This is a genomic window from Streptomyces sp. R44, assembly GCF_041053105.1.
GTDB lineage: Bacteria > Actinomycetota > Actinomycetes > Streptomycetales > Streptomycetaceae > Streptomyces.
Window position 1 is genome coordinate 4,800,128 of sequence record NZ_CP163444.1, and the last position, 25,558, is coordinate 4,825,685.

At 72.4% G+C, this 25,558-nt stretch carries 24 protein-coding genes; 15 read left to right on the forward strand and 9 right to left on the reverse strand.

The window, feature by feature from the left end; translation table 11 throughout:
- The first annotated feature begins 168 nt into the window (after window positions 1–168).
- Window positions 169–3,846, forward strand: a complete 3,678-nt coding sequence (locus tag AB5J54_RS22400; RefSeq protein ID WP_369145685.1) for an amino acid adenylation domain-containing protein — start codon at window positions 169–171, stop codon at window positions 3,844–3,846.
- On the opposite strand, the gene AB5J54_RS22405 is transcribed toward AB5J54_RS22400, so the two are convergent.
- Window positions 3,815–4,576 carry a helix-turn-helix domain-containing protein gene (locus AB5J54_RS22405; RefSeq protein WP_369145686.1) on the reverse strand — a complete coding sequence of 254 codons (762 nt, stop codon included), beginning with the start codon at window positions 4,574–4,576 and terminating at the stop codon, window positions 3,815–3,817. The two genes, AB5J54_RS22400 and AB5J54_RS22405, sit on opposite strands and share 32 nt — an antisense overlap.
- 253 nt (window positions 4,577–4,829) lie before the next feature.
- Between AB5J54_RS22405 and AB5J54_RS22410 the strand changes: the two genes are divergently transcribed.
- The 3 genes from AB5J54_RS22410 to AB5J54_RS22420 are packed head-to-tail and all read left to right on the forward strand — an operon-like array spanning window position 4,830 to window position 7,292.
- Window positions 4,830–5,495, forward strand: a complete 666-nt coding sequence (locus AB5J54_RS22410) for a DUF4097 family beta strand repeat-containing protein (protein WP_369145687.1) — start codon at window positions 4,830–4,832, stop codon at window positions 5,493–5,495.
- Between the two features lie 49 nt (window positions 5,496–5,544).
- Window positions 5,545–6,510 (forward strand): ATP-binding cassette domain-containing protein, encoded by a 966-nt coding sequence (locus AB5J54_RS22415; RefSeq protein WP_369145688.1) that lies wholly within the window; start codon window positions 5,545–5,547, stop codon window positions 6,508–6,510.
- A complete protein-coding gene (locus AB5J54_RS22420) occupies window positions 6,507–7,292 on the forward strand; it encodes an ABC transporter permease (protein WP_369145689.1) in 786 nt (261 codons plus the stop codon). Before AB5J54_RS22415 ends, AB5J54_RS22420 begins: the two co-directional genes overlap by 4 nt.
- Window positions 7,293–7,297: 5 nt before the next feature.
- Here AB5J54_RS22420 and AB5J54_RS22425 read toward each other — a convergent pair whose 3' ends face one another.
- Window positions 7,298–8,212, reverse strand: a complete 915-nt coding sequence (locus tag AB5J54_RS22425) for a hypothetical protein (protein WP_369145690.1) — start codon at window positions 8,210–8,212, stop codon at window positions 7,298–7,300.
- 234 nt (window positions 8,213–8,446) lie between these two features.
- Here AB5J54_RS22425 and AB5J54_RS22430 point away from each other — a divergent pair, with 234 nt between their 5' ends.
- The 5 genes from AB5J54_RS22430 (at window position 8,447) to AB5J54_RS22450 (ending at window position 13,101) form a co-directional block, all read left to right on the forward strand.
- Complete coding sequence (locus tag AB5J54_RS22430) at window positions 8,447–9,139, forward strand: aspartate/glutamate racemase family protein (RefSeq protein ID WP_369145691.1); 693 nt, start codon at window positions 8,447–8,449, stop codon at window positions 9,137–9,139.
- 1,234 nt (window positions 9,140–10,373) lie between these two features.
- Window positions 10,374–10,658, forward strand: coding sequence for a hypothetical protein (locus AB5J54_RS22435; protein WP_369145692.1), 285 nt, complete (start codon window positions 10,374–10,376; stop codon window positions 10,656–10,658).
- A 52-nt stretch (window positions 10,659–10,710) separates the two neighbouring features.
- Window positions 10,711–11,022, forward strand: coding sequence for a DUF2087 domain-containing protein (locus AB5J54_RS22440; protein ID WP_369145693.1), 312 nt, complete (start codon window positions 10,711–10,713; stop codon window positions 11,020–11,022).
- A complete protein-coding gene (locus tag AB5J54_RS22445; protein WP_369145694.1) occupies window positions 11,019–11,648 on the forward strand; it encodes a LysE/ArgO family amino acid transporter in 630 nt (209 codons plus the stop codon). Before AB5J54_RS22440 ends, AB5J54_RS22445 begins: the two co-directional genes overlap by 4 nt.
- Window positions 11,649–11,748: 100 nt before the next feature.
- A complete protein-coding gene (locus AB5J54_RS22450; RefSeq protein WP_369149423.1) occupies window positions 11,749–13,101 on the forward strand; it encodes an amino acid permease in 1,353 nt (450 codons plus the stop codon).
- On the opposite strand, the gene AB5J54_RS22455 is transcribed toward AB5J54_RS22450, so the two are convergent.
- The 3 genes from AB5J54_RS22455 to AB5J54_RS22465 are packed head-to-tail and all read right to left on the reverse strand — an operon-like array spanning window position 13,055 to window position 15,815.
- Window positions 13,055–13,720 (reverse strand): TetR/AcrR family transcriptional regulator, encoded by a 666-nt coding sequence (locus AB5J54_RS22455; RefSeq protein WP_369145695.1) that lies wholly within the window; start codon window positions 13,718–13,720, stop codon window positions 13,055–13,057. The two genes, AB5J54_RS22450 and AB5J54_RS22455, sit on opposite strands and share 47 nt — an antisense overlap.
- Window positions 13,721–13,764: 44 nt before the next feature.
- On the reverse strand, window positions 13,765–14,940 hold the full coding sequence (locus AB5J54_RS22460; RefSeq protein WP_369145696.1) for an MFS transporter: 1,176 nt from the start codon (window positions 14,938–14,940) through the stop codon (window positions 13,765–13,767).
- A complete protein-coding gene (locus AB5J54_RS22465; RefSeq protein WP_369145697.1) occupies window positions 14,937–15,815 on the reverse strand; it encodes a pirin family protein in 879 nt (292 codons plus the stop codon). Before AB5J54_RS22465 ends, AB5J54_RS22460 begins: the two co-directional genes overlap by 4 nt.
- A 132-nt stretch (window positions 15,816–15,947) precedes the next feature.
- Here AB5J54_RS22465 and AB5J54_RS22470 point away from each other — a divergent pair, with 132 nt between their 5' ends.
- On the forward strand, window positions 15,948–16,532 hold the full coding sequence (locus AB5J54_RS22470) for an NADPH-dependent FMN reductase (protein WP_369145698.1): 585 nt from the start codon (window positions 15,948–15,950) through the stop codon (window positions 16,530–16,532).
- A complete protein-coding gene (locus tag AB5J54_RS22475; protein WP_369145699.1) occupies window positions 16,529–17,290 on the forward strand; it encodes an MBL fold metallo-hydrolase in 762 nt (253 codons plus the stop codon). The genes AB5J54_RS22470 and AB5J54_RS22475 overlap by 4 nt, the downstream gene beginning before the upstream one ends.
- 119 nt (window positions 17,291–17,409) lie before the next feature.
- On the opposite strand, the gene AB5J54_RS22480 is transcribed toward AB5J54_RS22475, so the two are convergent.
- Together AB5J54_RS22480 and AB5J54_RS22485 are read right to left on the reverse strand one after the other, a co-directional pair.
- Window positions 17,410–17,712, reverse strand: coding sequence for a hypothetical protein (locus tag AB5J54_RS22480; RefSeq protein WP_369145700.1), 303 nt, complete (start codon window positions 17,710–17,712; stop codon window positions 17,410–17,412).
- A 19-nt stretch (window positions 17,713–17,731) separates the two neighbouring features.
- Entirely contained in the window at window positions 17,732–17,896 is a 165-nt protein-coding gene (locus tag AB5J54_RS22485) for a hypothetical protein (protein WP_369145701.1), read from the reverse strand.
- A 281-nt stretch (window positions 17,897–18,177) separates the two neighbouring features.
- Between AB5J54_RS22485 and AB5J54_RS22490 the strand changes: the two genes are divergently transcribed.
- On the forward strand, window positions 18,178–19,701 hold the full coding sequence (locus AB5J54_RS22490) for a chitinase (RefSeq protein ID WP_369145702.1): 1,524 nt from the start codon (window positions 18,178–18,180) through the stop codon (window positions 19,699–19,701).
- Window positions 19,702–19,771: 70 nt separating this feature from the next.
- On the opposite strand, the gene AB5J54_RS22495 is transcribed toward AB5J54_RS22490, so the two are convergent.
- Both AB5J54_RS22495 and AB5J54_RS22500 read right to left on the reverse strand, forming a co-directional pair.
- The gene (locus AB5J54_RS22495; protein WP_369145703.1) at window positions 19,772–20,797 is read right to left on the reverse strand and encodes a hypothetical protein; all 1,026 of its coding nucleotides are present in this window, start codon (window positions 20,795–20,797) and stop codon (window positions 19,772–19,774) included.
- 79 nt (window positions 20,798–20,876) lie between these two features.
- Window positions 20,877–21,602 carry a PIG-L deacetylase family protein gene (locus AB5J54_RS22500; protein ID WP_369145704.1) on the reverse strand — a complete coding sequence of 242 codons (726 nt, stop codon included), beginning with the start codon at window positions 21,600–21,602 and terminating at the stop codon, window positions 20,877–20,879.
- 146 nt (window positions 21,603–21,748) lie between these two features.
- On the opposite strand from AB5J54_RS22500, the gene asnB reads away from it, so the two are divergent.
- From asnB to AB5J54_RS22515, 3 genes are all read left to right on the forward strand, one after another.
- Window positions 21,749–23,548, forward strand: a complete 1,800-nt coding sequence (gene asnB, locus AB5J54_RS22505; RefSeq protein ID WP_369145705.1) for an asparagine synthase (glutamine-hydrolyzing) — start codon at window positions 21,749–21,751, stop codon at window positions 23,546–23,548.
- 259 nt (window positions 23,549–23,807) lie between these two features.
- Window positions 23,808–24,689 carry a hypothetical protein gene (locus AB5J54_RS22510; RefSeq protein WP_369145706.1) on the forward strand — a complete coding sequence of 294 codons (882 nt, stop codon included), beginning with the start codon at window positions 23,808–23,810 and terminating at the stop codon, window positions 24,687–24,689.
- A 99-nt stretch (window positions 24,690–24,788) separates the two neighbouring features.
- On the forward strand, window positions 24,789–25,535 hold the full coding sequence (locus AB5J54_RS22515; RefSeq protein WP_086832434.1) for an SDR family oxidoreductase: 747 nt from the start codon (window positions 24,789–24,791) through the stop codon (window positions 25,533–25,535).
- The last annotated feature ends 23 nt before the right edge of the window (window positions 25,536–25,558 follow it).

The following is a 25,558-nucleotide window of genomic DNA, read 5'->3' on the forward strand; positions in this document are numbered from 1 at the left end:
TCTGGCGCCGGCAAGGGCGCCGTCCGTTGTGCCCACCCGTTCCGCCCCGGCGGAACGCATGCCCACAACGGGGTGGGCACCGCCCCGGCGGAACGCATGCCCACAACGGGGTGGGCACCGCCCCGGCGGAACGCATGCCCACAACGGAGACCGAAGGGACCTTCATTCATGACCAGTTCGCTCGACCGGCTTCTCCGGACGCACGCCGCCGCCCGCCCCACCGCCCCCGCCGTCGCCTTCGGCGAAGAGAGCCTCGACTTCCGCGAGTTGTACGACGGCGCCGCGCGGCTGGCCGGCCACCTCCGTGCCCTCAAGGTCCGCCCCGACGCCCGCGTGGGCGTCTTCGTCGAGCCGTCGCTCGACCTGATGACCGCCGTCTGGGGCGTCGTCCTCTCCGGCGGCGCGTACGTCCCGCTCTCCCCCGAGTACCCCGAAGAGCGCCTCCGCTACATGATCGAGGACAGCGGCTCCCAGCTCCTCGTCACCCAGCCGCGCTTCCGGGACCGCGTCACGGACCTCGCCCCGCCCGGGACGACGGTCGTCACCCTCGGGGACGTACCCGAGGAGGGTCCCGCCCTCGAACCGCCCGCCCCCCACCACCTGGCCTACGTCATCTACACCTCCGGCTCCACCGGCAGGCCGAAGGGCGTCATGGTCGAGCACCGCTCGATCGTCGCCCAGATGCGCTGGATGGCGGCGGAGCACCGCCTCGGCCCGGACGCCGTCGTCCTCCAGAAGACCCCCATGTCCTTCGACGCCGCCCAGTGGGAGATCCTCGCCCCCGCTGTCGGCGCCCGCGTCGCCGTCGGCCCGCCGGGGGTCCACCGCGACCCCGAGGGCCTGATCGACGCCGTCCGCGCGCACGAGGCGACCATGCTCCAGGGCGTGCCCACCCTCCTGCAGGCCCTCGTCGACACCGAGCGGCTCGGTACGTGCACCAGTCTGGAGAGGGTGTACTCGGGCGGCGAGATCCTCTCCCGGAACCTCGCCGTCCAGCTCCTCGCCGAGCTCCCGGACGCCGAGCTGATCAACCTCTACGGCCCCACCGAGTGCACCATCAACGCCTCCTCGCACCGGGTGGACCGCGCCACCGTCGCCGCCGGCCCGGCCGCGATACCGATCGGCACGCCGGCGTACGACACGACCTTCCACATTCGCGACGGCGAGCTGTGCATCGGCGGGGTCCAGGTGGCGCGGGGGTACCTGGACCGCCCCGAGCTCACGGCGGAACGCTTCCTCACCACCGACGACGGCGAGCGCCTGTACCGCACCGGCGATCTGGCCACCTTCAACGACGACGGCACCGTCCAGTTCGCCGGCCGCGCCGACAACCAGATCAAGCTGCGCGGTTTCCGCGTCGAGCTGGACGAGATCGCGCTCGCGATCGAGAACCACGACTGGGTCAGGAACGCGGCGGTCATCGTCAAGGACGAGCCCCGCACCGGCTTCCAGAACCTCGTCGCCTGCGTGGAGCTGTCGCCGAAGGAGGCCGCCCTGATGGACCAGGGCGACCACGGCGCCCATCACCAGTCCAAGGAGTCGAAGCTCCAGGTCAAGGCCCAGCTGTCGAACGCCGGCACCCGCGAGGACGCCGAGCTCGCGGGCTGCCCGGTGGTCCAGCTCCCGGGCGGGGCGCCGACCGAGCGGATGCGCCGTACGGTCTTCGCCCGCAAGACGTACCGCTTCTACGAGGGCGGCGAGGTCACCCGGGCCGACGTCCTCGCCGCGCTGGCCCGCCGCCCCGAGGGCGTCGGCTCCCGGCCCGTCGGCAGCCTCACCGTCGCCGATCTCGGTGAACTCCTGCGCTGGTTCGGCCAGTTCACGAGCGAGGAGCGGCTCCTCCCGAAGTACGGCTACGCCTCCCCGGGCGCGCTGTACGCGACGCAGCTGTCCGTGGAGGCGCGCGGGATCGCGGGCCTCGACCCGGGCACGTACTACTACCACCCGGTCCGCCACCGCCTGTATCTGACCGATCCGCTGCCGGACGCCGGTGAACCGTCCCTCCGGTTCCGCTTCCGCGGCAGGCGGTCCGCCATCGAGCCGGTCTACAAGAACAACATCCAGGAGGTCCTGGAGATCGAGACCGGCCACATGGTCGGCCTCTTCGAGGAGATCCTGCCCGGGTACGGCCTCGACATCAGGCCCTGCGAGGCCGCGCTCTGGGAGGTGGTGCCGTACGACGAGGAGGCGAGGGCGCGGACCGCCCCCGAGGTCGACGTCTACGTCCAGGCCCACGGCGACCGCGTCCGGGGACTCCCGGAAGCCCAGTACGCCTACACGGACGGCGCCCTGTCCCCCGTCTCCCCCTCCCTCGTCGAGAAGAAGCACGTCATCGCGATCAACCAGGCGGTGTACGAGCGGGCCTCGCTCGGCGTCACCGTCGTGAGCCGGACGGCGGACGCGGACCGCGCGTACGTCGACCTCGGCCGCACCCTCCAGCGGCTCCAGCTCGGCGGCCACGGGCTCGGGTTCATGTCCTCCGGCTACAGCTCCACGTCCGGCCGTCCCCTTCCCGCCGCCCGGCGCGTGGACGAGATCCTGGCGGCGGCGGGGCGGCCGACCGGCCCCTCGTACTTCTTCGTCGGCGGCCGGATCAGCGAGGAGCAGCGGCTGAGCGAGGGGATGTACGAGGACACGGTCCACATGAAGGGCCCGGCGGAGATGATCCGCGACGACCTCGTCCACCACCTGCCGGACTACATGATCCCGAACCGGGTGGTGGTCCTGGACCGGCTGCCCCTGTCGGCGAACGGCAAGGTGGACGCGAAGGCGCTCGCCGACCTGGCCGTGGTCAATGCCGGTCTGCACGGCCGACCGCACGTCCTGCCCCGTACGCGTACGGAGAGCAGGCTCGCCGGGATCTGGGCGGCGGCGCTCAGGTACGAGGAGGTCGACGCGGTCTCCGTCCTCGACGACTTCTTCGAGTCCGGCGGGAACTCCCTCATCGCGGTCGCGCTGGTCACCCGTGTCAACCGGGAGTTCGGGGCCTCGCTGCCGCTGCAGATCCTCTTCGAGCGTCCGACGATCGAGAAGCTCGCCCACCGGCTCGACGGCGCCGCCGCCACGCCCGCGTCCCGTCTCGTACGGCTCCACGCGGCCGGCGCGCAGTCGCCCGTCTACTGCTGGCCGGGGCTCGGCGGCTACACGATGAACCTGCGGCACCTGGCCGAGGAGGTCGGCATCGACCGGCCCTTCTACGGGGTGCAGGCGCACGGCGTCAACCGGGGCGAGGAGCCGTACGCCACGATCCGGGAGATGGCCGCGGCGGACGTGGCCGCGATCCGCCGCCGCCAGCCCGCCGGCCCGTACACCATGTGGGGCTACTCCTTCGGGGCCCGTGTCGCCTTCGAGTCGGCGCATCTGCTCGAAGCGGCGGGGGAGCAGGTGGAGAACCTGTTCCTGATCGCCCCCGGTTCCCCGAAGGTCCGGTCGTCGGAGTCGGGCGGGGCGTCGTACGACAACCCGGCGTTCGTGACGATCCTGTACTCGGTCTTCGCGGGCGCGATCGACGCGAGCGTGACGGCGGGCGACCGGGAGGGCTTCGTCGCGTACGTCGCGGAGAACTTCCCGGCCCTTGACCCTGACCTGATCGGGCGGATCGTCGCGATCGTCGAGGAGACCTTCGAGTTCACGTACACGTTCCGGGAGTTGGCGGAGCGGCAGGTGAGGTGCCCGGTGACGCTCTTCAAGGCGGAGGGGGACGACTACTCGTTCCTGGAGAGCGCCACGGGCTGGTCGACGCGTCCGCCGACGGTCGTGGAACTGGACGCGGACCACTACAGCCTGCTGCGTCAGCCCGATCTGACGGAGCTGGTCAAGAAGATCCGCTACCGCCTGGGGCTGTAGGGGACTCCTCCGGGGCGGCCGGGGGTTTCGTGTGGAGGATGGCCCGGGCCTGTTCGGCGGCCCGGGCCGTGCTCTCGGAGACGAAGTCGAGGAAGCGGGCGACGTTCTCCAGGCGGTTGCCGGCCGGGGTGTCGGAGCCGAGGACGGTGACGCCCTGCCGTGTGGTCTCGACGATCTGCGCGATGGACCGGGCGGAGGCCATCATCGCCTGGTACCAGACGTCGTCGTCGACGGTGTAGCGCTCGCGGCGGCGTTCGTCGCGTTCGCGGCGGATGAGGCCCTGGCCGTCGAGGAACGCGACGGCCTTGGAGACGGACGCCGGGCTGACCTGGAGGCGTTCGGAGAGTTCGGACGCGGTGAGGCTGCCGGAGTCGGCGAGGGTGAGGCTCGCCATGACGCGGGCCATCATCTTGGGCATGCCCGAGCCCATCATGACGGTGGTGAAGGTCTCCTCGAACGCCCGCACCTCCTCGGCGTCGCGCCCATGGGCCGCCGGGGCGGCGGCGGTTCCCCGCGGGGCGGCGGGCTTGCGGCGGTGGGCGCGGTGCTCGGTGGCGCGGTGGGCGAGGTCGGCGCGGTAGCCGGTGGGGCCGCCGTTGCGCATGACCTCCCGTGTGATGGTCGAGGTCGGGCGTTCGAGGCGCCGGGCGATCTCCGCGTACGCGAGGCCGTCGGCCAACCCCAGGGCGATCTGCTGGCGTTCGGGCTGGGTGAGTCTGCCTCCCGGCATCGCGGTCTCCTTCGTGGGCGCCTGGGCACGTGGTGGCGCCAGCATAGCGTTCACTCACAGTCCATTGCAACGCAATGAGGGTGGATTGTTGCGTTAGATTCAGAACCATTGCAATGAAATCCAGCAACTGACCTGCAGTGATGGGGTTTTCTCGCAACGAAGTGCTTGCCGGGATGTCGAACGCAACGTAGCTTTTCCTTCATCGGAAAGAGCGAGGCGAACAAGCGCCCGCTCCACACGAAGGAGAAGCACCATGCAGAAGTTCGACACCGCCGCCGCGATCGTCACCGTCCTCGCCGTCCCCGCCGGCCGCATCAACCTCATCGCCGCCGACCGGACCGACACCACCGTCGAGATCCTGCCCGCCGACGCCTCCAAGAGCCGCGACGTGAAGACGGCCGAGCGGACCGAAGTCACCTACACCGACGGCGTCCTGCGCATCGAGGTCCCGAAGTCGAAGAACAACGTCCTGGGCGGCACCGGCTCCATCGAGGTGACGGTCCAGCTGCCCGCCGGCTCCCGCGTCGAGGCCCAGGCCGCGGCCGCCGAACTCCGCGCGGTCGGCCGGCTCGGCGACATCGCCTTCGAGGGCGCGTACCACCAGATCAAGATCGACGAGGCCGCCAACCTGCGCCTCACCGCGACCGACGGCGACATCGAGGTCGGCCGGATCACCGGCTCCGCCGACATCACCACCGCCCGCGGCGACATCAGCGTCGCCGAGGCCGTGAGCGGCACCGTCACGCTGACCACCCAGAAGGGCGACATCTCCATCACCGCCGCGGCCGGTGTCTCCGCCTCCCTGGACGCCGGCACCGCCTACGGCCGCGTCAGCAACGCCCTGAAGAACGACGGCACCTCCGGCCTGAACATCCAGGCCACCACCGCCTACGGCGACATCGCCGCCCGCAGCCTCTGACCCCCGCCCCCCTCATCCCCCGACGCGCAGCCCTCCAGGAGTACGCATCATGACCACCCAGGCCATCGCAGCGAACGGGCTGCGCAAGTCCTACGGCGACAAGACCGTCCTCGACGGCATCGACCTCACCGTCCCCGAGGGTTCGATCTTCGCCCTCCTCGGCCCGAACGGCGCGGGCAAGACGACCGCCGTGAAGATCCTCTCCACCCTGATCACCGCCGACGGCGGACAGGCGCGGGTGGCGGGCCACGACCTCACGGCGCAGGCGCAGTCCGTCCGGGCGGCGATCGGTGTCACGGGCCAGTTCTCCGCGGTCGACGGCCTGATCACGGGCGAGGAGAACATGCTCCTGATGGCGGACCTCCACCACCTGTCGAAGCAGGAGGGCCGCCGGGTCGCGGCCGAACTGCTTGAGCGCTTCGACCTCACCGAGGCGGCGAAGAAGCCGGCCTCGACCTACTCCGGCGGCATGAAGCGCCGCCTGGACATCGCGATGACCCTGGTCGGCGGCCCGAGGATCATCTTCCTCGACGAACCGACCACCGGCCTTGACCCGCGCTCCCGCCACACCATGTGGCAGATCATCCGCGAGCTCGTCGCCGACGGGGTGACGGTCTTCCTCACCACGCAGTACCTGGAGGAGGCCGACCAGCTCGCCGACCGCATCGCGGTCCTGAACAACGGCAAGATCGCCGCCGAGGGGACGGCGGAGGAGCTGAAGCGCCTGATCCCCGGCGGCCACGTGAGGCTGAGGTTCACGGACCCGGACGCCTACCGCTCGGCCGCATCCACCCTGCCGGACGCGTCGCGGGACGACGAGGCCCTCGCCCTCCAGCTCCCCAGCGACGGCAGCCAGCGCGAACTGCGCACCATCCTCGACCGGTTGGACGCGGCCGGCATCGAGGCCGACGAACTCACGGTCCACACGCCCGACCTGGACGACGTCTTCTTCGCCCTCACCGCCACCACCACCGTCCCCGCTCAGTCCACCTCGTCCAAGGAGTCCGCCCGATGAGCACCCTGTCCCTCGCCGCCCGTGACACGTCGACGATGCTGCGCCGCAACCTCCTGCACGCCCGGCGCTACCCCTCCCTGACCCTGAACCTCCTGCTCACCCCGATCATGCTCCTGCTGCTGTTCGTCTACATCTTCGGCGACACCATGAGCGCGGGCATGGGCGGCGGCGACCGCTCCGACTACATCGCCTACCTCGTCCCCGGCCTGCTCCTGATGACCATCGGCTCGACGACGATCGGCACGGCGGTCTCCGTCTCCACGGACATGACCGAGGGCATCATCGCCCGCTTCCGCACCATGGCCATCCACCGCGGCGCGGTCATCACGGGCCACGTCATCGGCAGCGTCATCCAGTCCGTCCTCAGCGTCGTCCTGGTCGGCGCGGTGGGCGTGGCGATCGGCTTCCGCTCGACGGACGCGACGGCCCTGGAATGGCTGGCGGCCTTCGGCCTCCTGGTCCTGTTCGCCACGGCGCTGACCTGGATCGCCGTCGGGATGGGCATGGTCAGCCCGAACGCGGAGGCGGCCAGCAACAACGCGATGCCGCTGATCTTCCTCCCGCTGATCTCCAGCACCTTCGTCCCGGTCGACCAGATGCCCGGCTGGTTCCAGCCGATCGCCGAGTACCAGCCCTTCACCCCGGCCATCGAAACCCTCCGCGGCCTGCTCCTGGGCACCGAGATCGGCCACAACGGCTGGCTCGCCCTCGCCTGGTGCCTCGCCCTCGCCACCCTCGGCTACTTCTGGTCGAAGGCGGTGTTCAACCGAGACCCGAAGTAGGCGCCCTAATGAACAGCCCCCTGCAAGGCCCGTCGCGACGGCGACGGGCCTTCGTGGTGCGGTACGCAGACGGGGCACAGGGTCTCGTCCGAGAGCGGCCGGAACAGCGTCGTCTGGGTGTGGTCGCCCGCGCACTCCCGGGTGCCCCGGAGGCGCACGGAGACCGACTCCCCGGACGCGCGCGGGGACGGCAGGGTCAGGGAGGGCAGTTCGCGGCGGGGTACGTCGCGGAGGAGGTAGCGGACGAGGCCGCCGGGGTGGTGGACGGACGTTCCGTCGCCGGGGAGGCCGCGCAGGATGTGTGCGTGGACGTCGAGCGAGCTGTGGCCGGCGTCGAGCCAGCGGGCGGCGAGGCGGGCGAGTTCGTCGTGCATGCCGGGTGGGATGTAGCGGAGGGCGGGGGAGAGGACGGGCAGGGCGCCGACGAGCGCGCGGGCGTCGTCGAGCCGAGGGGAGTCCGAGGCCCCGGCGGGAGGGTTGGAGGTGTTCCCCTCAGGGTCTTTCTTTGGATGACGGTCGGTCGACGGGGCTGTCGGACGACCGGCGGCCGGTTTCCGATGACTCGGTGCGACCTGCGAAGACGCCACCGAGGCCCTCGCGAGGATCTTGATCGCCTGATCTTCCGTCAACGGCGTGCCGGACACGAGCTGTTGGGTGGACCAGAGCCCTCCGGCCCCCTGGACCCGCCGCTCGTGCACGAACCCCTCGTCCTTGAGCTGCCGCTTGGCGTTGCTGAAGGCGGTTGCCCCGATCCGGGCACGTTCGGCCGTACGGGAGAGACACTCGCGGGCGCCGTGGGGGAGGGAGAGCTGCCAGGTCAGGATCCGAACGGCGTCGGAGGAGAGCCGGGGATGCCGAATGATGTCGTGCGAGAACTGGGTGAAGCCGCGGGCAGGCGCGTTAAAGTGCCGATAGATCACGGGTGGAGGTCCGTCCACTGGTGGTTGAGGCCCTCGCCGATGGCTGCGAACCATCGACGAGGGCCGTTTTGCGTGAACGTAGCGCACGGAGCGGATCGGGATGGATACGGTGAGTGAAGAACGCTCGTGTGGGTGACGGGTGGGGGTGCGCCTCGAAGACCGAGTGACTCCAAGCGGGGCTTATGAGCAGCGGTCTGCCATCCTCAACGCCTTATATGGGTGAGGGGTGTTGCGATGAAGACGATCGGGCTGATCGGCGGGATGAGCTGGGAGTCGACGGCGGAGTACTACCGGTTGTTGAACGAGTTCACGCGCGACCGCCTCGGTGGACTCCACTCGGCGCGGTGCGTTCTCTACTCGGTGGACTTCGCGGAGATCGAGCAGTTGCAGGTCCAGGGCCGCTGGGCGGAGGCGGGCGAGATCCTGGCGGCGGCGGCTCGGTCCCTTGAGGCGGCTGGGGCGGACATGGTGCTGATCTGTACGAACACCATGCACAAGGTTGCGGACCAGGTCGAGGCGGCGGTTTCCGTTCCCCTGCTGCATCTGGCCGACGCCACGGCGGAGGCCGTACGGGCATCCGGTCTGCAGCGAGTCGGCCTGCTGGGCACGGCGTTCACCATGGAGCAGGACTTCTACCGAGGCCGTCTGGAGGCCGGCGGACTCGCTGTGCGTGTCCCGGACGCCGACGGGCGCGCGGAAGTTCACCGGGTGATCTACGAGGAACTCTGCCTGGGCATCGTGCGGGAGGAGTCCCGCGCCGCCTACCAGAAGGTCATCAAGGACCTGGTCTCCGACGGCGCGGAAGGCATCATCCTGGGCTGCACCGAAATCGAGCTCCTCGTCGGCCCCGAGGACAGCCCCGTCCCGGTCTTCCCCACCGCGCGCCTCCACGCCGAAGCGGCTGTGGAAGCGGCACTGTCGGAGTGACGGGGGCTGCTCGGGGTGATCCGGCTTCGGGGGTGCGGGTTTTGAGGCTCTCGGTGTGATCCGGCTTCGTGGGCTTCTGGTGTGGCCGCCCTCTTTCCGAGTGTGGCGGCCTCCACCACCGCGTCAAGGGCGCCTTCGGCGTCGCTGCGCGATGGGCTGCGCCCACCCTTGACCCGGCGGCGGAGGCCGCCTTTTCACACTCGGAGGGCGGCCGGGGGGACGGGTCCACGCGGGGTGCCGGGGCCCCTTCCCGCCGTAGGCGGGTGAGGGGTGTGTGGGCGGGGGCGAGGCCGGGCATCGGTTGGGCGGGTGCTGGCTCCTCGGGCCGGTGGGTGGGGGCTTGGTTGGTGGCAGGGGTGGGTGGACCCGGTTCCCTGGGTGGGGTCGCGCGGAGTTGAATGGGGCGGCCCGGGAGGGCTTAGCGGGTTGCGGCAGCTGTCTGGTTGGGATTCAGGCCCCGCCGGTCGCTGTCGGTGGGTGGTTTCTCACGGTAACTGGGCCGGGTTGGGCGATCTGCCCCTTGTGGCCCCCTGGTTGGGGGCTGTTACCGGGAGTAGGGCGGAGTTATGGGTACCCACCTCGGCATTTCACTCCACCTGCCGCTTCGTTCGCCCTTCCACCCACCGGGAATGACCAGCGGGGCCTGAAGCCCGGCTAACCGACGGCCGCAACCCGCTGAGCGCCGCCGGGCCGCCCCATTCGACTCCGCGCGACCCCACCCACCGAAACAGTCCCGCCCACCCCGGCTACGAACCAAGCCCCCACCCACCGGCGCGAGGAGCCCGCACTCGCCCCCACCCACCAACCCGCTCGCCGCACACCCACCCCGACCCCTGCCCGGGGCTTGGCGGGGACTCCGGCCCCCGGACCGCCCTCCGAGAGGTTTTTCGCGTCTGGAGCCGCCGGGTCAAGGGTGGAGCGCAGCGGAATCGGCGAAGCCGACGCCGAAGGCGCCCTTGACGCGGCGGTGGAAGGCGCGACTCTCGGAAAGAGGGCGGTCCCACCAGAAGCCCACGAACCCGGCCCACCCCGAGAGCCAAGGAGGCGGCTCGCAGAAGAGGGTCAGGGGCCCGCCGCGCCTGTGGCTGTGCGGCGCCCGGGTTCGGCTCGTCGTCGTGTGACGTGTCCTCCAGCTGTGGCCCCCTCGCTCCAACGGGTCCCGTCGTCGTGCGGGGTGGGAGGGTGGCTGGTCTGCTGGTCGGGATCCCTTCCCGGACGTGACAGGAGCAGGACCATGCGCAAGGGCGTCGTCGTCACCGTCGAGATTCCCGGCGGGACGCAGGAGGAGTACGAGGAGACCACGCGGCGGATTCAGGCCGCCGAGTGGTTCCCGCCGGCCGGGTTCATCGCGCACGCGGCCGGGCCCGACGGCAGCGGTGGGTGGCGGATCACGGACTTCTTCGAGTCGGAGGACGACTTCCTGGCCTTCGTGGAGAAGGCGCGGCCGATCTTCGAGCAGACCGGCACCCGGGAGTTCATCCCGCGGGTGCAGGCGGCCGTGAACGTCATGACGCGCTGAACGCGGTGAAAATGCTTTGCGGGGCGGGGCGTACGGCGTCACGCTCTCCGGCATGACCAGTCACCCCGCCGTCCGCCCCGTCGCGGACCTGTTCTCCGCCGACGGGCGCCTCAAGGCGATCCCGCGCAAGCCCGCCCGCCGTGAGGCGCTGCTCGCGCACCTCGCCGAGACGCTGTTCGAAGCCGGTCGCACCTACCGTGAGGCCGAGGTCAACGAGGCCCTGCTCGGCGTGCACGAGGACTTCTCGGCGCTGCGCCGGTATCTGGTGATCGGTGGGTTCCTCGCCCGGACGAAGGACGGCGCGGACTACCGCCGACAGCAGCAGCCCGGCTCCCCCGGAGGCGCGATCCCCGCCGTCGCGTGACGGCCGCGGTGGTGGCCGGCCTGCTGGCCGGCTACGGCATCGCGATCCCGGTCGGCGCGGTCGGCGCCTACCTGGTGGCCGTCACGGCCCGGGCCGGATGGCGTACGGGCGCCGGTGCGGCCCTCGGCGTCGCCACGGCCGACGGGGTCTACGCCCTGCTCGCGGTCGCGGGCGGCTCCGCGCTCGTGCCGGTCCTCGCCCCGGTGATGACCCCGCTGCGATGGGCGTCCGCGGTGGTGCTCGCGGTGCTGGCGGTACGGGCCGGATGGGGGGCGGTCGCCGCGTACCGCACGGGCGGGCCGGCCTCCCGTGACGACGGGGGCGCCCTCACTCCCGGCCGCGCGTACCTCACCTTCCTGGGCATCACGATCCTGAACCCCATGACGGTGATCTACTTCGCCGCGCTCATCCTCGCCACGGGCCCGTCCGCGCCCGCGACCCCCGTCGACCGCACGGCCTTCGTCCTCGCCGCGCTCGTCGCCTCCGCGAGCTGGCAGCTGTTCCTCGCCCTGGGCGGCACGCTCCTCGGCCGGACACTGACGGGCGCCCGGGGCCGCCTCGGCACGGCCCTCGCGTCGAGCACCCTGATCGTGGTCCTCGCGGTGAGGCTCGTCGTCCAGGGGTGAGGCGGGCGGTGTCGTCCCCGGCGCCCCTCCCCCTTCCCGGGACGTCTCAGTCCACAAGATCCGGTTGCCCTCCCGGGGCAGTACGCGTCAGGCTCCTGCGCTGGTCGTCTGTATTTCGGGGGGAATCGTGGCAGGGCGGGGGCTCGGGGTCGGGCTGCGGCAGCGGCATCTGGCCATGATCGCGTTGGGTGGGGCCATCGGGGCCGGGCTGTTCGTCGGGTCCGGGGTCGGGATCGCGGCCGCCGGGCCCGGGATTCTCGTCTCGTACGTCCTCGCCGGGGTCCTGACCGTGCTGGTCATGCGGATGCTCGGGGAGATGTCCGCCGCCCGGCCCGTGACCGGGTCCTTCGCCGAGCACGCGCGGCGGGCGTTCGGGCCGTGGGCCGGGCTGCTCGCCGGGTGGATGTACTGGGCGCTGCTCGTCGTGAGCGTCGCCGCCGAGGCCGTCGCCGCGGCGCACATCGTCGGCGGCTGGGTGCCGGCCGTGCCCGGCTGGGCGTGGGTCGCCGTCTTCATGGGCGTGTTCACCGCGAGCAACCTCGCCGGCGTACGGAACTTCGGCGAGCTGGAGTTCTGGTTCGCCGGGTTGAAGATCGCCGCCATCGGCGGGTTCCTGCTGCTGGGGGTGGGTGTCGTCGTCGGTCTTGTGCCCGGGGCCCCCTCGCCCGGGGCCGGGCACCTTCTCCACGACGGCGGCTTCCTGCCGCACGGCTGGTACGGCGTCGCCGTCGGCATCGTGGCCGCCGTCTTCGCCTTCGGCGGTCTGGAGACCGTCACGATCGCCGCCGCCGAGTGCGAGGACCCGGTCCGCGCCGTCCGGGCGGGCGTCCGGGCCGTGATGTGGCGGGTCGCCGTCTGCTACCTCGGCTCGATGGCCGTCATCGTGACCCTCGTACCGTGGGACGCCCCGGGCGTCGCCGACGGGCCGTACGCCGCCGTCATGGACCGGATCGGCATCCCCGGCGCCGGCGACCTGATGAAGGCCGTCGTCCTCGTGGCCCTCCTGTCCGCCATGAACGCCAACATCTACGGCTCCTCCCGCATGCTGTACGCCCTCGTCGGCCGTGGCGACGCGCCCCGTGCCCTCGGCCGGCTCGGGCGGTCGGGTGTCCCGTACGCCGCCGTCCTCGCCTCCGCCGCGTTCGGGTTCGTCTCGGTCGTGCTCAGCATGGTCTGGCCGCGCACGGTCTTCCCGTTCCTGCTCAACTCGATCGGCGCCGCGATCCTGCTCGTCTGGGCCCTGATCGCCGCCTCCCACCTGCGGCTGCACGGGCCCTCCGTGCGCGCGGCCGTCGCGCTCGCGGCCATCGGCGGTGTGCTTCTCTTCATGCTGGGCGACGCCGCCAGCCGTATCCAGCTCCTCACCACGGGAGCGTGGGCCGTGGCCCTGCTGGTCCTGGCGTGGGTCAGGCGCGCGCGTACCGCGCCAGGAACAGGTCCACTCCCGAGCTGATCACCCGCGTCAGTTCCGCGTCGTCGATCTCGGCCTCGGGGGAGAAGGTACGGACGAGCTGCGGCACCCCCACCGTCGCCGCCACCAGCTGCTGCACGGCCAGCACCGGGTCGGGTGCGTCGAGGGTGCCGCGGTCGTTCAGCTCGGTGAAGGCCTCGATCAGCGGGCCGTTGTTCATGTCGTAGCTGACCCGATACCAGAGCTGGCCGAGCTGCGGGAAGCGGTCGATCTCGCCGATGACGAGCCGGCGCAGCGACATGATGTCCGGGCGCAGCAGGATCCGGGCCCAGTCGTTGGTGAGCCGGACGAGCGCGGCCCGCAGGTCGGGGGCGTCGGCGATCGTCGAGTTGGCGGGCTCCAGGTCGGCGTACGTCTTCGGCAGGACGCCGCCGATGACGGCGAGGAACAGGCGTTCCTTGCTGCCGAAGTGCTTGTAGATCGTCGCCTTCGAGACGCCGGAACCGCGGGTGATGGCGTCCATCGAGGCCGCCGAGTAGCCCTCCGCGAGGAACTCCGCGAGCGCCGCGTCGATGATCGCCTGGCGCTTGCGCGAGGCGGCGTCGGCGGGGTCCGGGATGATCGGGATGCCGTACTCGTCGAGCGCGTCGGAGGCGTCCATGGCGGTGGTCCTTCGGTCGGTACGTTCGGTGGCGGCGGGCCTCACTATATGAACTGAACGGTTTGGTCTGCAAAGGCCGCCAGGGCGGGGCCCACCGCGACGCCGATCAGGAAGGCCAGGTTGAACAGGCCGATCGCCAGCCCGTGCCGCGCCGCCGGCAGGCCCCCGGTCGCCGCGCCCGTGAGCAGCCCCTGACCCCCGGCCGTGACCAGCGCGCTGGTCCCCGAGCCGAGCAGGACGGCCACCGGCCAGGGCGCGGCCACGGCGAGGACGAGCGCCACGGCCGAGCCGAGCGCGAGGACGGCCTTGAGCCGGGCGGGGCCGAGCGCGGGGGCCGCGCGGACCAGCTGCCAGGACAGCAGCGCCCCCGCGAGCGCGGCGACGGACGCGAACGCCCCGGTCTCCACCGCGCCCCAGCCGGTGAGCGCGGCGACGCGGCGCGGAGCGGCGTACAGCAGGGCGAAGTTGACGGTGGAGAGCCCCAGCATCAGCGCGGAGGCGGCGAGGAAGCGGCGGTCGCGGAGGATGTCGAGGGGGAGGGGCGCGGCCGTACCGGGGGATAGGGGGGTGCCGGGGGTCTCGGGGGATCCGTGGGATCCCGGGGATCCGGGAGCTCCGGGGGTACGGGGCGACTCGTCGGCCTCCGGCCGCTCCCCGCTCGCCAGGCGCAGGACCGGGGGCAGCGAGAGCAGGCTCAGGAGCGGGAGGACCAGGGCTCCGCGCCAGCCGACCGCGCCGGCCACCGCCGCGCCCGCGAACAGGCCCACCGTGCCGCCGACGGCGCTGCCGATCGCGACCAGGCCCGGGAGGCGGCCCGAGCGGTCCCGGCCGGCGAGCTGGAAGGCGGCGACGTTCAGGCCCGCCGCGCCCACCGCCTCCAGGGCGCGGCCCGCGATCGCCAGGGGCAGGTTCGGGGCGAGGAGCACGAGGAGCGCGCCGAGGGCGACGAGGACGGCGGCGGCCTCGACGACCCCGCGGGGGCCGCGCCGCCGTCCCACGGTGGCCGAGAGGAGCGGGGTGCCGACGGCCATGCCGATCCCGAACGCCGTCATCAGCCAGGCGGCCGCGGCGGGGGTGACGGCGAGGGCGCGGGCGGCGTCGGGGAGGGCGAGGCTCGGGCCGGACACGCCCATGGAGGCGGGCGCGGCGAGCGCGCCGAGGAGGAGGCCGGTCCGGGCGGGGGCCAGCCGGTCCGCCAGGGGTGTCGAGAGCGCCGTCATGCCGGCATCCGCCCCATCAGGCCCTGCCTGAAGTCCCGTTCCGCCTGCCGGAGTTCGGTGGCCGTGTTCATCACGAACGGGCCGCTGCGGGCCACCGGTTCGCCGATCGGCTCGCCCGTCAGGACGAGGACCTCGGCGGCGCCGTCCGGGGCTTCGACGGTGAACCGTTCGCCGTCGCGGGCGAGGACCGCGAGGTGGCCGTCCGGGAGGTGCTCGCCCGACACCCGGGCCTCGCCCCGCATCACGTACACCATCGCGTTGTGCCCCGCCGGGGCGCCGAACTCGGCGCTGCCGCCGGGCGCGAGCCGCCCGTGGGCGACGAGGACCGGCGTACGGGTCTCGAAGGGGCCGGTCACGCCGTGGCTGGTCCCGGCGAGGACGGTCAGTTCGGCGCCGTCCGGGGTGACGGCCACGGGCAGGTCGGCCGCTTCCTCGTTCTGGCTGCGGGGCGGGACGCCCTTGAGGTGGGCGGGGAGGTTCAGCCAGATCTGGAGCATGTGCTGCCGGCCGCCCGAGGCGAGGAACTCCGGTGTGGGCAGGGCTTCGTGGACGATCCCGGATCCGGCGGTGAGCCACTGGACGCCGCCCGCGCGGACGACGGCGCGGTGGCCGCGGGAGTCGGCGTTCGCGATGTCGCCGTCGAGGACGTACTGGATGGTCTCGAAGCCGCGGTGCGGGTGCGGGGGCGCGCCCTTCGCCTCGCCGGGCGCGAGCTCGACCGGGCCGACCTGATCGATCATCAGGAAGGGGTCGACGAAGGGGAGTTCCTCGGTGGGGAACGGGCGGCGTACGGGGAATCCGGCGCCTTCGTAGGTGTGGAAGGGGCGGGCGGTGCGGGCGACGGTCCGCCCTGCGGCGAGTGCGTGAGTGGCCATGCCCCGAATGAACTACACCATTCAGTTCACTGTCAAGACTGAACTGTTTGGTTGACAGACTGAACCGATCGGTTTAGCTTCGGGTCGTCGAGTCCGGCACCCGCCGGCTCACCCGACGAACGGGGGGTTCCCATGACCGCGTCCACGATCCTCGCCATCTCCGGCTCGCTCCGCGCCACCTCGCACAACACGCAACTGCTGCGCGCCGCCCAGAAGTTCAACCCCGGCGGCCAGGAGATCGAGATCTACGAGGACCTGCGCGAGATCCCGCCCTACGACCTGGACCTCGACACCCCCGAGCTGCGCCCGGCCGCCGTCCAGGAGCTGCGGCGGCGGGTCGCGGCCGCGGACGGGCTGCTCATCGCCACGCCGGAGTTCAACTACTCCATCCCCGGCGTCCTCAAGAACGCCCTCGACTGGCTCTCCACCGACTGGACCAGGACCGAGGGCCTCCCGCTGCACCGCAAGCCCGTCGCGATCCTCGGCGCCGCGCCGACCAACTTCGGCACGGTGCGGGCGCAGCTCGCCCTCCGGCAGGTCTTCGTCTGGACCGACAGCGACGTCGTCGTGAAGCCCGAGGTGCACGTGTTCCGCTCGCACGAGCGCTTCGACGCGGACGGCAACCTCACGGACGAGGTCACGATCGAGCTCCTCCAGGGGCTCCTGGCCTCCCTCCAGGCCAAGATCGACGCATCGAAGGCGGGGGCCACCGCGTGAGCGCCGTCATCGCCACCTACCTCGGCACGGCGACCGTCCTCCTGCGCATCGGCGACCTCACCGTCCTCACCGACCCCGCCCTGGACCCGGCTCCCGCCGACTATCCGGGCGCCCGCCCGCTCCACCGCACCACCGGCCCCGCGCTGACCGCGGCCGAACTCCCGCCCGTCGACCTGGTGCTGCTCTCCCACGACCAGCACGCCGACAACCTGGACGTCACCGGCCGCGAGGTGCTCGCCCGGGCCGGGGCCGTCCTCACCACCCCCGAGGGCGCCGAACGCCTCGGCGGCCGGGCGGAGGGCCTCGCCCCCTGGCAGAGCCGGACGGTCACCGCCGGGACCACCACCGTCACGGTCACGGCGACCCCCGCCCGGCACGGCCCGGAGGGCACGGAGCACGTCACGGGCCCCGTCACCGGCTTCGTCGTCGCCCACGAGGGCGGCACCCTGTACGTCTCCGGCGACACCGTCCGGCACGACGCCCTGGCCGAGATCGCCGACCGCTTCCGTATCGACACGGCCTTCCTCCACCTCGGCGACGCGCACTTCCCGTCCACCGGCGACCGCGCCTTCTCGATGAGCGCGAGCGAAGGCGCCGCCCTCGCCCGCGCCCTGGGTGCCCGCACGGTGATCCCCCTCCACTTCGACTCCTGGGACCACCTCGCGGAGGACCCGTCCCGCATCACGGAGGCCTTCGCGGCTCCGGACCTGGCGGGACGGCTGCGCCGGCTGCGCCCGGGCGTGCCCGAAACCCTCTGACCGGGAGTGGCCGAAATCCCGACGTGGTGATCAGCGTCGACACCTGGCGTGCGGACGTCGGCGAGGCGGTCTGAGGCCGGTGCGGCCCCCCGTCCCGTACGGGGGAGGCCGGAGGCGTGTCAGCGGGTCCTTCGGGCGCTCGTCGTCAGGGCCACCGTTCCCGCTGCGGCCAGGACCGCTCCCGCCGCCAGGACTCCCCGGTGGGAGTGCCAGGAGAGGACCGACCAGCGGGACCGGGCCGACAGCAGGGAGCCGAGGCTCGCCCAGGAGCCGACCGAGGCGACCGAGAGGGCGGAGCCGACCGAGCCGATCGAGAGGAAGGAGCCGACCGAGCCGATCGAGAGGGTCGATCCGACCGAGCCGACGGACAGGAACGAGTCCCGCGACCAGAGCGACAGGTGCGAGCGCGAGTGTCGGGTCATGGGGTGATCCTAGGGGGCGTCAGCCCGCGCAGGCGGGGAGGAACTCCAGGCCCTCCGGTGTGCCGAAGCGGAGCACCGCGAGGTAGGCCTCGGGGTAGTCGCAGCCGAGGTCCGTCCACTGGAGCGCGAGGACGGTCCAGACGACGAACGCGGCCAGGAGGATCCAGCGCCAGCCTTTTGACATGTACGCCAGCTACCCGGCCGGATCGCGGAGGAACCGCTTCCGAGGGTGGAGCGGGCCGGGCTTGGCTCGCTGGACCAATCCGGGTCCCTTCGCGCATCGCTCCAGCGCCCGCCCGTACTCGCTGGATGCACCACGCAACCATCGTCCCAATTGGTCTAGTCCAAGTTTGGTCCAGGCCATTGACGTGCTCATGGTGGCGGGGGTTACTTCGTATCCCGACAGTCGTGCGTGACAACGGCGTTGACGCACCCCACCACCTCCCCCACAGACATGGGATCGCCATGAGACGACGCGTACGTTCGCTCCGCTCGGCCCTCACCGCCGCCGTGACCGCCGTGGCCGCCCTCGGCCTCGCGACCACCGCCACCGCTCCCGCCCAGGCCGCCACCCCGCTCCCGGCCAGGGTCTTCGCCCCCTACTTCGAGTCCTGGACCGGCGAGAGCCCCGCCGCCCTCAGCGCCCAGTCCGGCGCCAAGCACCTCACGATGGCGTTCCTCCAGACCGCCGCCAAGGGCTCCTGCACCGCGTACTGGAACGGCGACACCGGCCTCCCCGTCGCCCAGGCCTCCTTCGGCGCCGACATCAAGACCATGCAGTCCCGCGGCGGCGACGTCATCCCCTCCTTCGGCGGCTACACGGCCGACACCACCGGCACCGAGATCGCCGACAGCTGCACCGACGTCAACCAGATCGCCGCCGTGTACGAGAAGGTCATCACGACCTACGACATCACCCGGCTCGACATGGACATCGAGGTCGACTCCCTCGACAACACCGCCGGCATCGACCGCCGCAACAAGGCCATCAAGCTCGTCCAGGACCGGGCCGCCGCCGACGGCCGCCAGATCCAGATCTCGTACACCCTCCCGACGACCACCCACGGCCTCGCCGCCAGCGGCCTCGCGGTGCTCAAGAACGCCGTCACCAACGGCGCCCGCGTCGACGTCGTCAACCTCATGACCTTCGACTACTACGACAACGCCGCCCACGACATGGCCGCGGACACCAAGACCGCCGCCCAGGGCCTCTACGACCAGCTCGCCAAGCTCTACCCCACCAAGACCTCCGCCCAGCTCTGGGGCATGGTCGGCATCATCGAGATGATCGGCGTCGACGACTTCGGCCCGGCCGAGACCTTCACCCTCGCCAACGCCCGCACGGTCTACGACTGGGCCGTCTCCCAGGGCATCAACACCCTCTCGTTCTGGGCGCTCCAGCGCGACAACGGCAGCTGCCCCGGCGGTGCCGCCGCCGACGGCTGCTCCGGCATCCAGCAGAACACCTGGGACTTCTCGCACGTCTTCGCCCCCTTCACCAGCGGGACGACGACCCCGACGGACGACTTCTCGGTGACCACCACCCCGGCCGCCGCCACCGTCACCGCCGGCGCCTCCACCTCCGCCACGGTCAAGACGGCCGTCACCGCCGGGGCGGCGCAGACGGTGAACCTCACGGTCAGCGGCCTGCCGGCCGGCGTCACCGCCACCCTCAGCCCCGCCTCGGTGACGGCCGGGGGCTCGTCGACCCTCACGCTGAAAACGACCGCGGGCACGGTCTCCGGGACCTACCAGATCGTGGTCAACGGAGCGAGCCCCTCGGCCGGTCACGCCGCGGTCCTCGCCCTGACCGTCACCGGCGGCGCCACCCAGTGCACGGCGACGCCGTGGGTCTCCTCCGCCGTCTACACCGGCGGCCAGCAGGTCTCCCACAAGGGCCACACCTGGAAGGCCAAGTGGTGGACGACCGGCGAGGAGCCCGGCACCACGGGCGAGTGGGGCGTCTGGCAGGACCTCGGCGCCTGCTGAGCCCGCCTCCGCCCGGACCGGGACCCGCCGGAGTCGGCGGGCGGGTAGGGCCCGCCGGACTCGGCGGGCCCTACCGCCACCAGCCGAAGCGCTCCCTGTTGTCGTCCTCCGTCCGCTTCTGGTCCTCCCCGGAGGCGCGGACCGCGTCGCGCAGGGGACCGTCGAGGTGGCGGCCGAGGGCGCGGGTCGCGAGGTCGAGGTCGTCGAGGAGCGGGGCGAACCCGTTCGCGACCGAGGCGCCGAGGTCGCCGCTCCTCTGGAGCTCTTCGAGGTCGTACATGGCGCGGGCGAGCGCCGTCGTGGTCCTGCCGGCGATCTGGTCGGCGATCTCCGCGAGGCGCTTGGCCGCCCGGGTGTGCTCCCCGAAGTCGATGCGGAAGCTCTGCGGGGTGCCGACCGCCGGGCCGCCGCCGTGGAGCCGGTCGGCTCCCCGGTCCGGGGCATGCTGTCCCGCGCCGACCGCTCCGGCGCCGCCGCCGATGGCCGAGCCGCCCCCGCCGATCACATCGCCGCCGCCCGCGATGCCCGGGGCCACGCCCGTCCCGGCGGATCCGCCGCCGGACAGGTCGGCCGGGATGTTCGGGAGCGCCGCGACATGGAAGTCGGTGCGTGCGGCGGTCACCCGGCTCGTGGTCTCGTGGAAGGCCTGCTGCTCGATCGACCCCAGTTCGGCGCGGGCGCTCCGGACGACGCCCTGCTGTGCGACGTCCAGGGGCGGCCGGAGGCTTCCGCCGGGGGCGGGGAGGCCGGGCGCGATCCGGTCGACGACGCCCAGGGCCATGTCCTTGTGCACGGCGATGTCGTCGCCGCAGCTCAGCAGTTCGGCGGCGAGGGCACCGGCGGCCTCCGCCGTCACGAGGAAGTGGGCGTTGACGCGGGCCCAGTGGCCGGCGAGAGCGGTCATCGCCTCGCCGTGCCCGCTGGACAGCAGCCGCTGCAGGGCCTTCGCCGTGTCGGCCCTGTCGTCGGAGACGTTCTCCTGGAAGGCGCGCAGACTGGACTGCGTCCGTGAGGCCGCGTCCTCGTCCGCCTTCGGCCAGGGCAGGCCGTGCTCGTCCATCAGAGCCTTCTGTCCGCTCGTACGCTCGATCGTCATCGAGTGAACTCCCCCCGGAGAAACGGCTGTCGAGAGACGACACGCTCCCACTCGCCCCCTGCGGTCACAAGGGGCGCGGTCAGTCGATGTGGACGATCTGGAAGGCCTCCGCCATGCGGCCCGGGGGCAGGCCGCCGGCCGTCGCGTGCTCGCCGAGCCAGGTGCGCAGGAGGCCCGCCAGGTCGTCGAAGTGGGCCGTCTGCGAGGTGTGGATGCGCAGGGCCTCCACCTTGCGGTCGAAGACGGAGGTGACGTCGACGTACTGGTTCGGGGTCGGCCCGGTCATCAGCCACAGCTCGTGGACGGTCCACGGCTCCAGGCCCTCCTCCTTGAGGAGCTCCGCGTGGGCGAAGGGGTTGCGGGCCTCGGGGTAGACGGCGCGCAGACAGGCGTCCCCGACCGCGCGGTGGTCGGGGTGGAGGTCGGCGACCCGCGCCCAGTTGATCTCGGGGGACGGGATGACGGCCCGCTGCGGCCGTACTTCGCGGATGACCCGGCACAGGTCGCGGCGGAGCTCCACGGAGGGCTCCACGAAGCTGTCCGGGTAGCCGAGGAAGCGCACGTCGGCGACGCCGCTGAGCTTGGCGGAGTGGACCTGCTCGGCGCGGCGCAGATCCGCCATGGCCTGGCGGGGGAGCGCTTCGTCGTAACCGCCCGCCCCGCCGTCCGTGACGATGCAGTACGTGACGCGGGTGCCGCGCTCGATCCACTGCATGACGGTGCCGCTGACGCAGAACTCGATGTCGTCCGGGTGCGCGGCCACGACCAGCAGGGACTCGGGGGCCGTCCGGTTGAAGTCCTCCATGGGGCCAGCCTGTTGGGGCGGCGGGGGCGTCGCAAGGCCAAGCCGTGGCGTGAACAGGACATGGCACTTACGCGCCATTCAAAAACTTGGTAGATTCAAATCATTGGTAGCACTGGGTTTCGTGACGTGCTTGGAGGGTGACCGGTATGTGCAGGATCCTCGGCTCCTTCGCCGCCGGGGCGGACCGCCCCGAGCCGGCCCAGCTCGCGGCGGTCTCCGCCCGCCAGCGCCACGGCGGGCCCGACGAGCACCAGGTGCTCAGCGGCCCCGGCTGGTCGCTCGGCTGCGACCGGCTCGCCGTCACCGACCCCTGCGGCGGACAACAGCCCTACCGGCTGCCCCACCTGCCCGGCGTCCTCGCCGTGCTCAACGGCGAGATCTACAACCACGCCGAGCTCCGCCGTACCCTCGCCGCCCGCGGCCACCGCTTCCCCGACCGCTGCGACGGCACGGTGCTCCCCGCGCTCTACGCCGAGTACGGGCCCGCCTTCGCCGAGCACCTCGACGGCATGTTCGCCGTCGCGGTCCTCGACCTGCGGCCCGGCTCCACCCGACTCGTGCTCGCCGTCGACGACATGGGCATGAAGCCGCTCCACCTGCACCACGACCCGTACGACGGCTCCACCCGCTTCGCCTCCGAGATCCCCGCGCTCCTCGCCTTCGAAGGGGTACGGATCTCCCCGCGCGAGGACGCCCTCGACACGCTCCTCGCCACCCGCACCTCCTTCTCCACGCACACCGCACTCGACGGGGTCGACGTGCTGCCGCCGGGTGCCACCGCGCTCGTACGGCCGGGGGCCGCCCCCGTCGTCCGCCGCCGGGGCCCGTACCGCGCGAGGCCCGTCGGCGACACCCAGGACGTCCTGCGGCACGAGGTGCGGCGGCTCGCCCGGGCCGAGGTGCCCGTCTGCGCCGTCACCAGCGGCGGCCTCGACTCCGGGCTCGTCACGGCCCTCGCCGCCGAGCACGCCCGCGAGACGGACGCGCCGCCGCTGCACACCTTCCACCTCACCTACCGGGGCCGGTGGCCCGACTCCGAAGCCGCCTACGCCCGCGCCGTCGCCCGCCGCGCCCGGACCGTGCACCACGAGGTCGCCGTCGACCCCGACGAACTCGGCTCGCTCCTCACCCGGACCGTCCGCCACCTCGGCCAGCCGAACGCCGACCCCATCACCCTCTCCACGTACGCCCTCTTCCGGGCCGTCCGCGAGAACGGCTTCACCGTCGCCCTCGCCGGGGACGGCGCCGACGAACTCTTCGGCGGGTACGACCGGATGCGGGCGGCGCTGGCGGCGGGGCCCGACTGGGCCACCGCCTACACCGACGCGCTCGCGGCGGCGCCGAGGCTTCTGCGCGAGCACCTCTACACCTCCCACTACCGTGCCCACATCGCGGATACGGGCTCCGCCGCCGACCGCATCGAGCAGGAGCTGCGCTCGGCCGAGGCCGTCGGCGCGGACCGGCTCACCGCGATGACCGCCTTCGAGACGCGGTGGCGGCTGCCCGCGTACCACCTGCGGCGGCTCGACCACCTCTCCATGGCCTGGGCGGTGGAGGCACGCCTGCCGTTCTGCCAGCCGTCCGTCGTGGCGCACGCGCGGTCCCTGCCGGTGGGGGAGCGGACGGGGAAGCGCGCGCTGTACGCAGCGGGTGCCGAGCTGCTGCCGTCCTCGGTCCTCCGCCGCCCCAAACAGCCCTTCACCCTGCCCGTGGCGGCGATGCTGGCGCCCGGGGGGCCGCTGCTCGACCTGGTCCGGGAACTGCTGTCGCCGGCGCGGCTGGTCCTCGGCGGCAAGATCCGCGCGGACCGCGCGGCGAAACTCCTGGCCCGGCATCTGGCCCACCCGACGCAGCACGACGCCCAGGCGCTGTGGGCCCTGGCGGTCCACGAGCTGTGGACGGAGGTCGTCCAGGGCATGCGAATCCCGGTGGGCTGTGCGGCCTGATCCCGCGCCGTGTGGGCAATCGTCCCGCAGGGCGGGACGGGTGGGCACACGGGACGGCGCGCCCAGCGGCGCCTCCGCCTTCCGTGCCCTGACCCGCACCACCGGCGTGCCGTCACCAGGGGTGCGGGCCCAGGCGCGGAAGCCTCTGGCGCCGGCAGGGGCGCCGTCCGTTGTGCCCACCCGTTCCGCCCCGGCGGAACGCATGCCCACAACGGGCGGGGCGCCGTCCGGGCGGGTGGGCACCGCCCCAGCGGAACGCATGCCCACAACGGGCGGAAGCGCGCCCGCAACGGGGGCCACCGTCGTGCGGGCCCTCGACGCCCCCGGGCCCACCCTCGTCCTGTGGAGCGACCGGCTGCCCCCCGGCGCGCTGGCGCTCGGCGCCGAGCTCGCCCCCCTGCGCCGTGCCCTCGCCGCCACCCCCTACCCCCGCCTCAACAAGATCGCTCTCTTCGACCCGCGCACCCTCCACTACCGCTTCGTCCAAGCGCTCCCCGACGGTTCCTTCGACTTCCGGGCCGGATGCGGGCACTCCCTCCTCGCCTGTGTCGTCGCCGACGGGCGTCCCGGGCCCGTCACCGTCCGATCCGTCACCACCGGCGACACGGTCCTCTGCGAACCCGACCGCGACGCCGACGCGTACACGCTCAGCTTTCTCCGCGCCCCCACCGCCCCCGGCACCCTCCCCACCGGCCGCCCCGTCGACGTCCTCCTCGGCGTGCCGGTCTCCCTCGTGCGGTACGGCAATCCGTACGTGTTCGTCGACGCCCGGCGGCTGGACCCGGGAGCGACGGAGCGTCAGCTCCTCGCCCTGCGCGCCGAGGCCGCCCGTCGTCTGGGGCACCCCCCGAGCTCGGCCCTCCCCAAGATCGCCGCCGTCTCCGTCGAGGACCACGGTCTCTCCGTCCGTGCCCTCACCGTCGGCGGCTGGCACCCCCGGCTCGCGCTCACCGGTGCCGCCGCGCTCGCCGCGGCCGGCGCGATCGACGGGACCGTCGTGCCCGCCGTGGAGGCGCCCGTCCGTACCCCCACCGGCACCGTCACCGTCTCCGCCGCCGCCGACCGCGTCCGCGTCCACCACAAGCGCGCCGAGGTGCTCGAAAGCCTTGAGCTGCCGTGGCGTATCCACGCAACGGCGTGAATGCGCACCCCTCTCACCAGGGCCGCGGCCCCCTTCCTCTGTCACGCTGAAATGGACCGGCCATCGGTATCCGTGGCGAGATGGGGAGAGCGGACACACATGAAATTCGAGAATCTGCGTGTCGTCGTGACCGGCGCGTCCCGCTATTTCGGCCGCGCGCTCGCCGTCGGATTCGCGCATCTCGGTGCCGAGGTCTATGTGTCGGCGCGGACCGTCGAGGCCGCCGAGCGGACCCGTACCGAGGTGATGGGCTCGGCCCGTGACCGTATCCACGCCTTCGGATGCGACCTCAGCAGGCCGGCCGAGATCCGGGAGTTCGCGGCCCGGGTCGGCGAACGCACCGACCGGGTGGACCTGTTGGTCAACAACGGCGCCCGCTGGCTCGACGGCATGGACCTGGAGGCGGCCAGCGACGCCGAGATCGTGGAGACGATCGAGTCGACGGCCGGCGGCACCGTCCTCATGGTGAAGCACTTCCTGCCGCTGCTGCGCGGCTCGCTGCGGCCCGACATCGTCAACATGGTGGCCGTGCGGGACGCCGAGGGCGCGTCGGCCGCGACCGCCGGCGCGGCCCACGAGGCCTTCTGGGCGGCGAAGAGCGCGCAGGCCGGATTCGCCGACATCCTGTCGCGCCGGCTGCGGCCCTCCGGGGTCCGCGTCTTCTCCCTCTTCCCGCCCGATTTCTCGACCTCGGACCCGCGCTTCGCGGAATGGGACGGATCGAATCCCGACGGAATAGCACCCGACGAGAAACTCACCACCCAGGCCCTCTTCGAGTGCATCGTCTACGCCGTCGAGCAGCCCCGCGACTGCTTCATCCGGTCCTTCCACTTCGAGCCCCGATGACCGTCGAAAACGTCAAGGAGGTC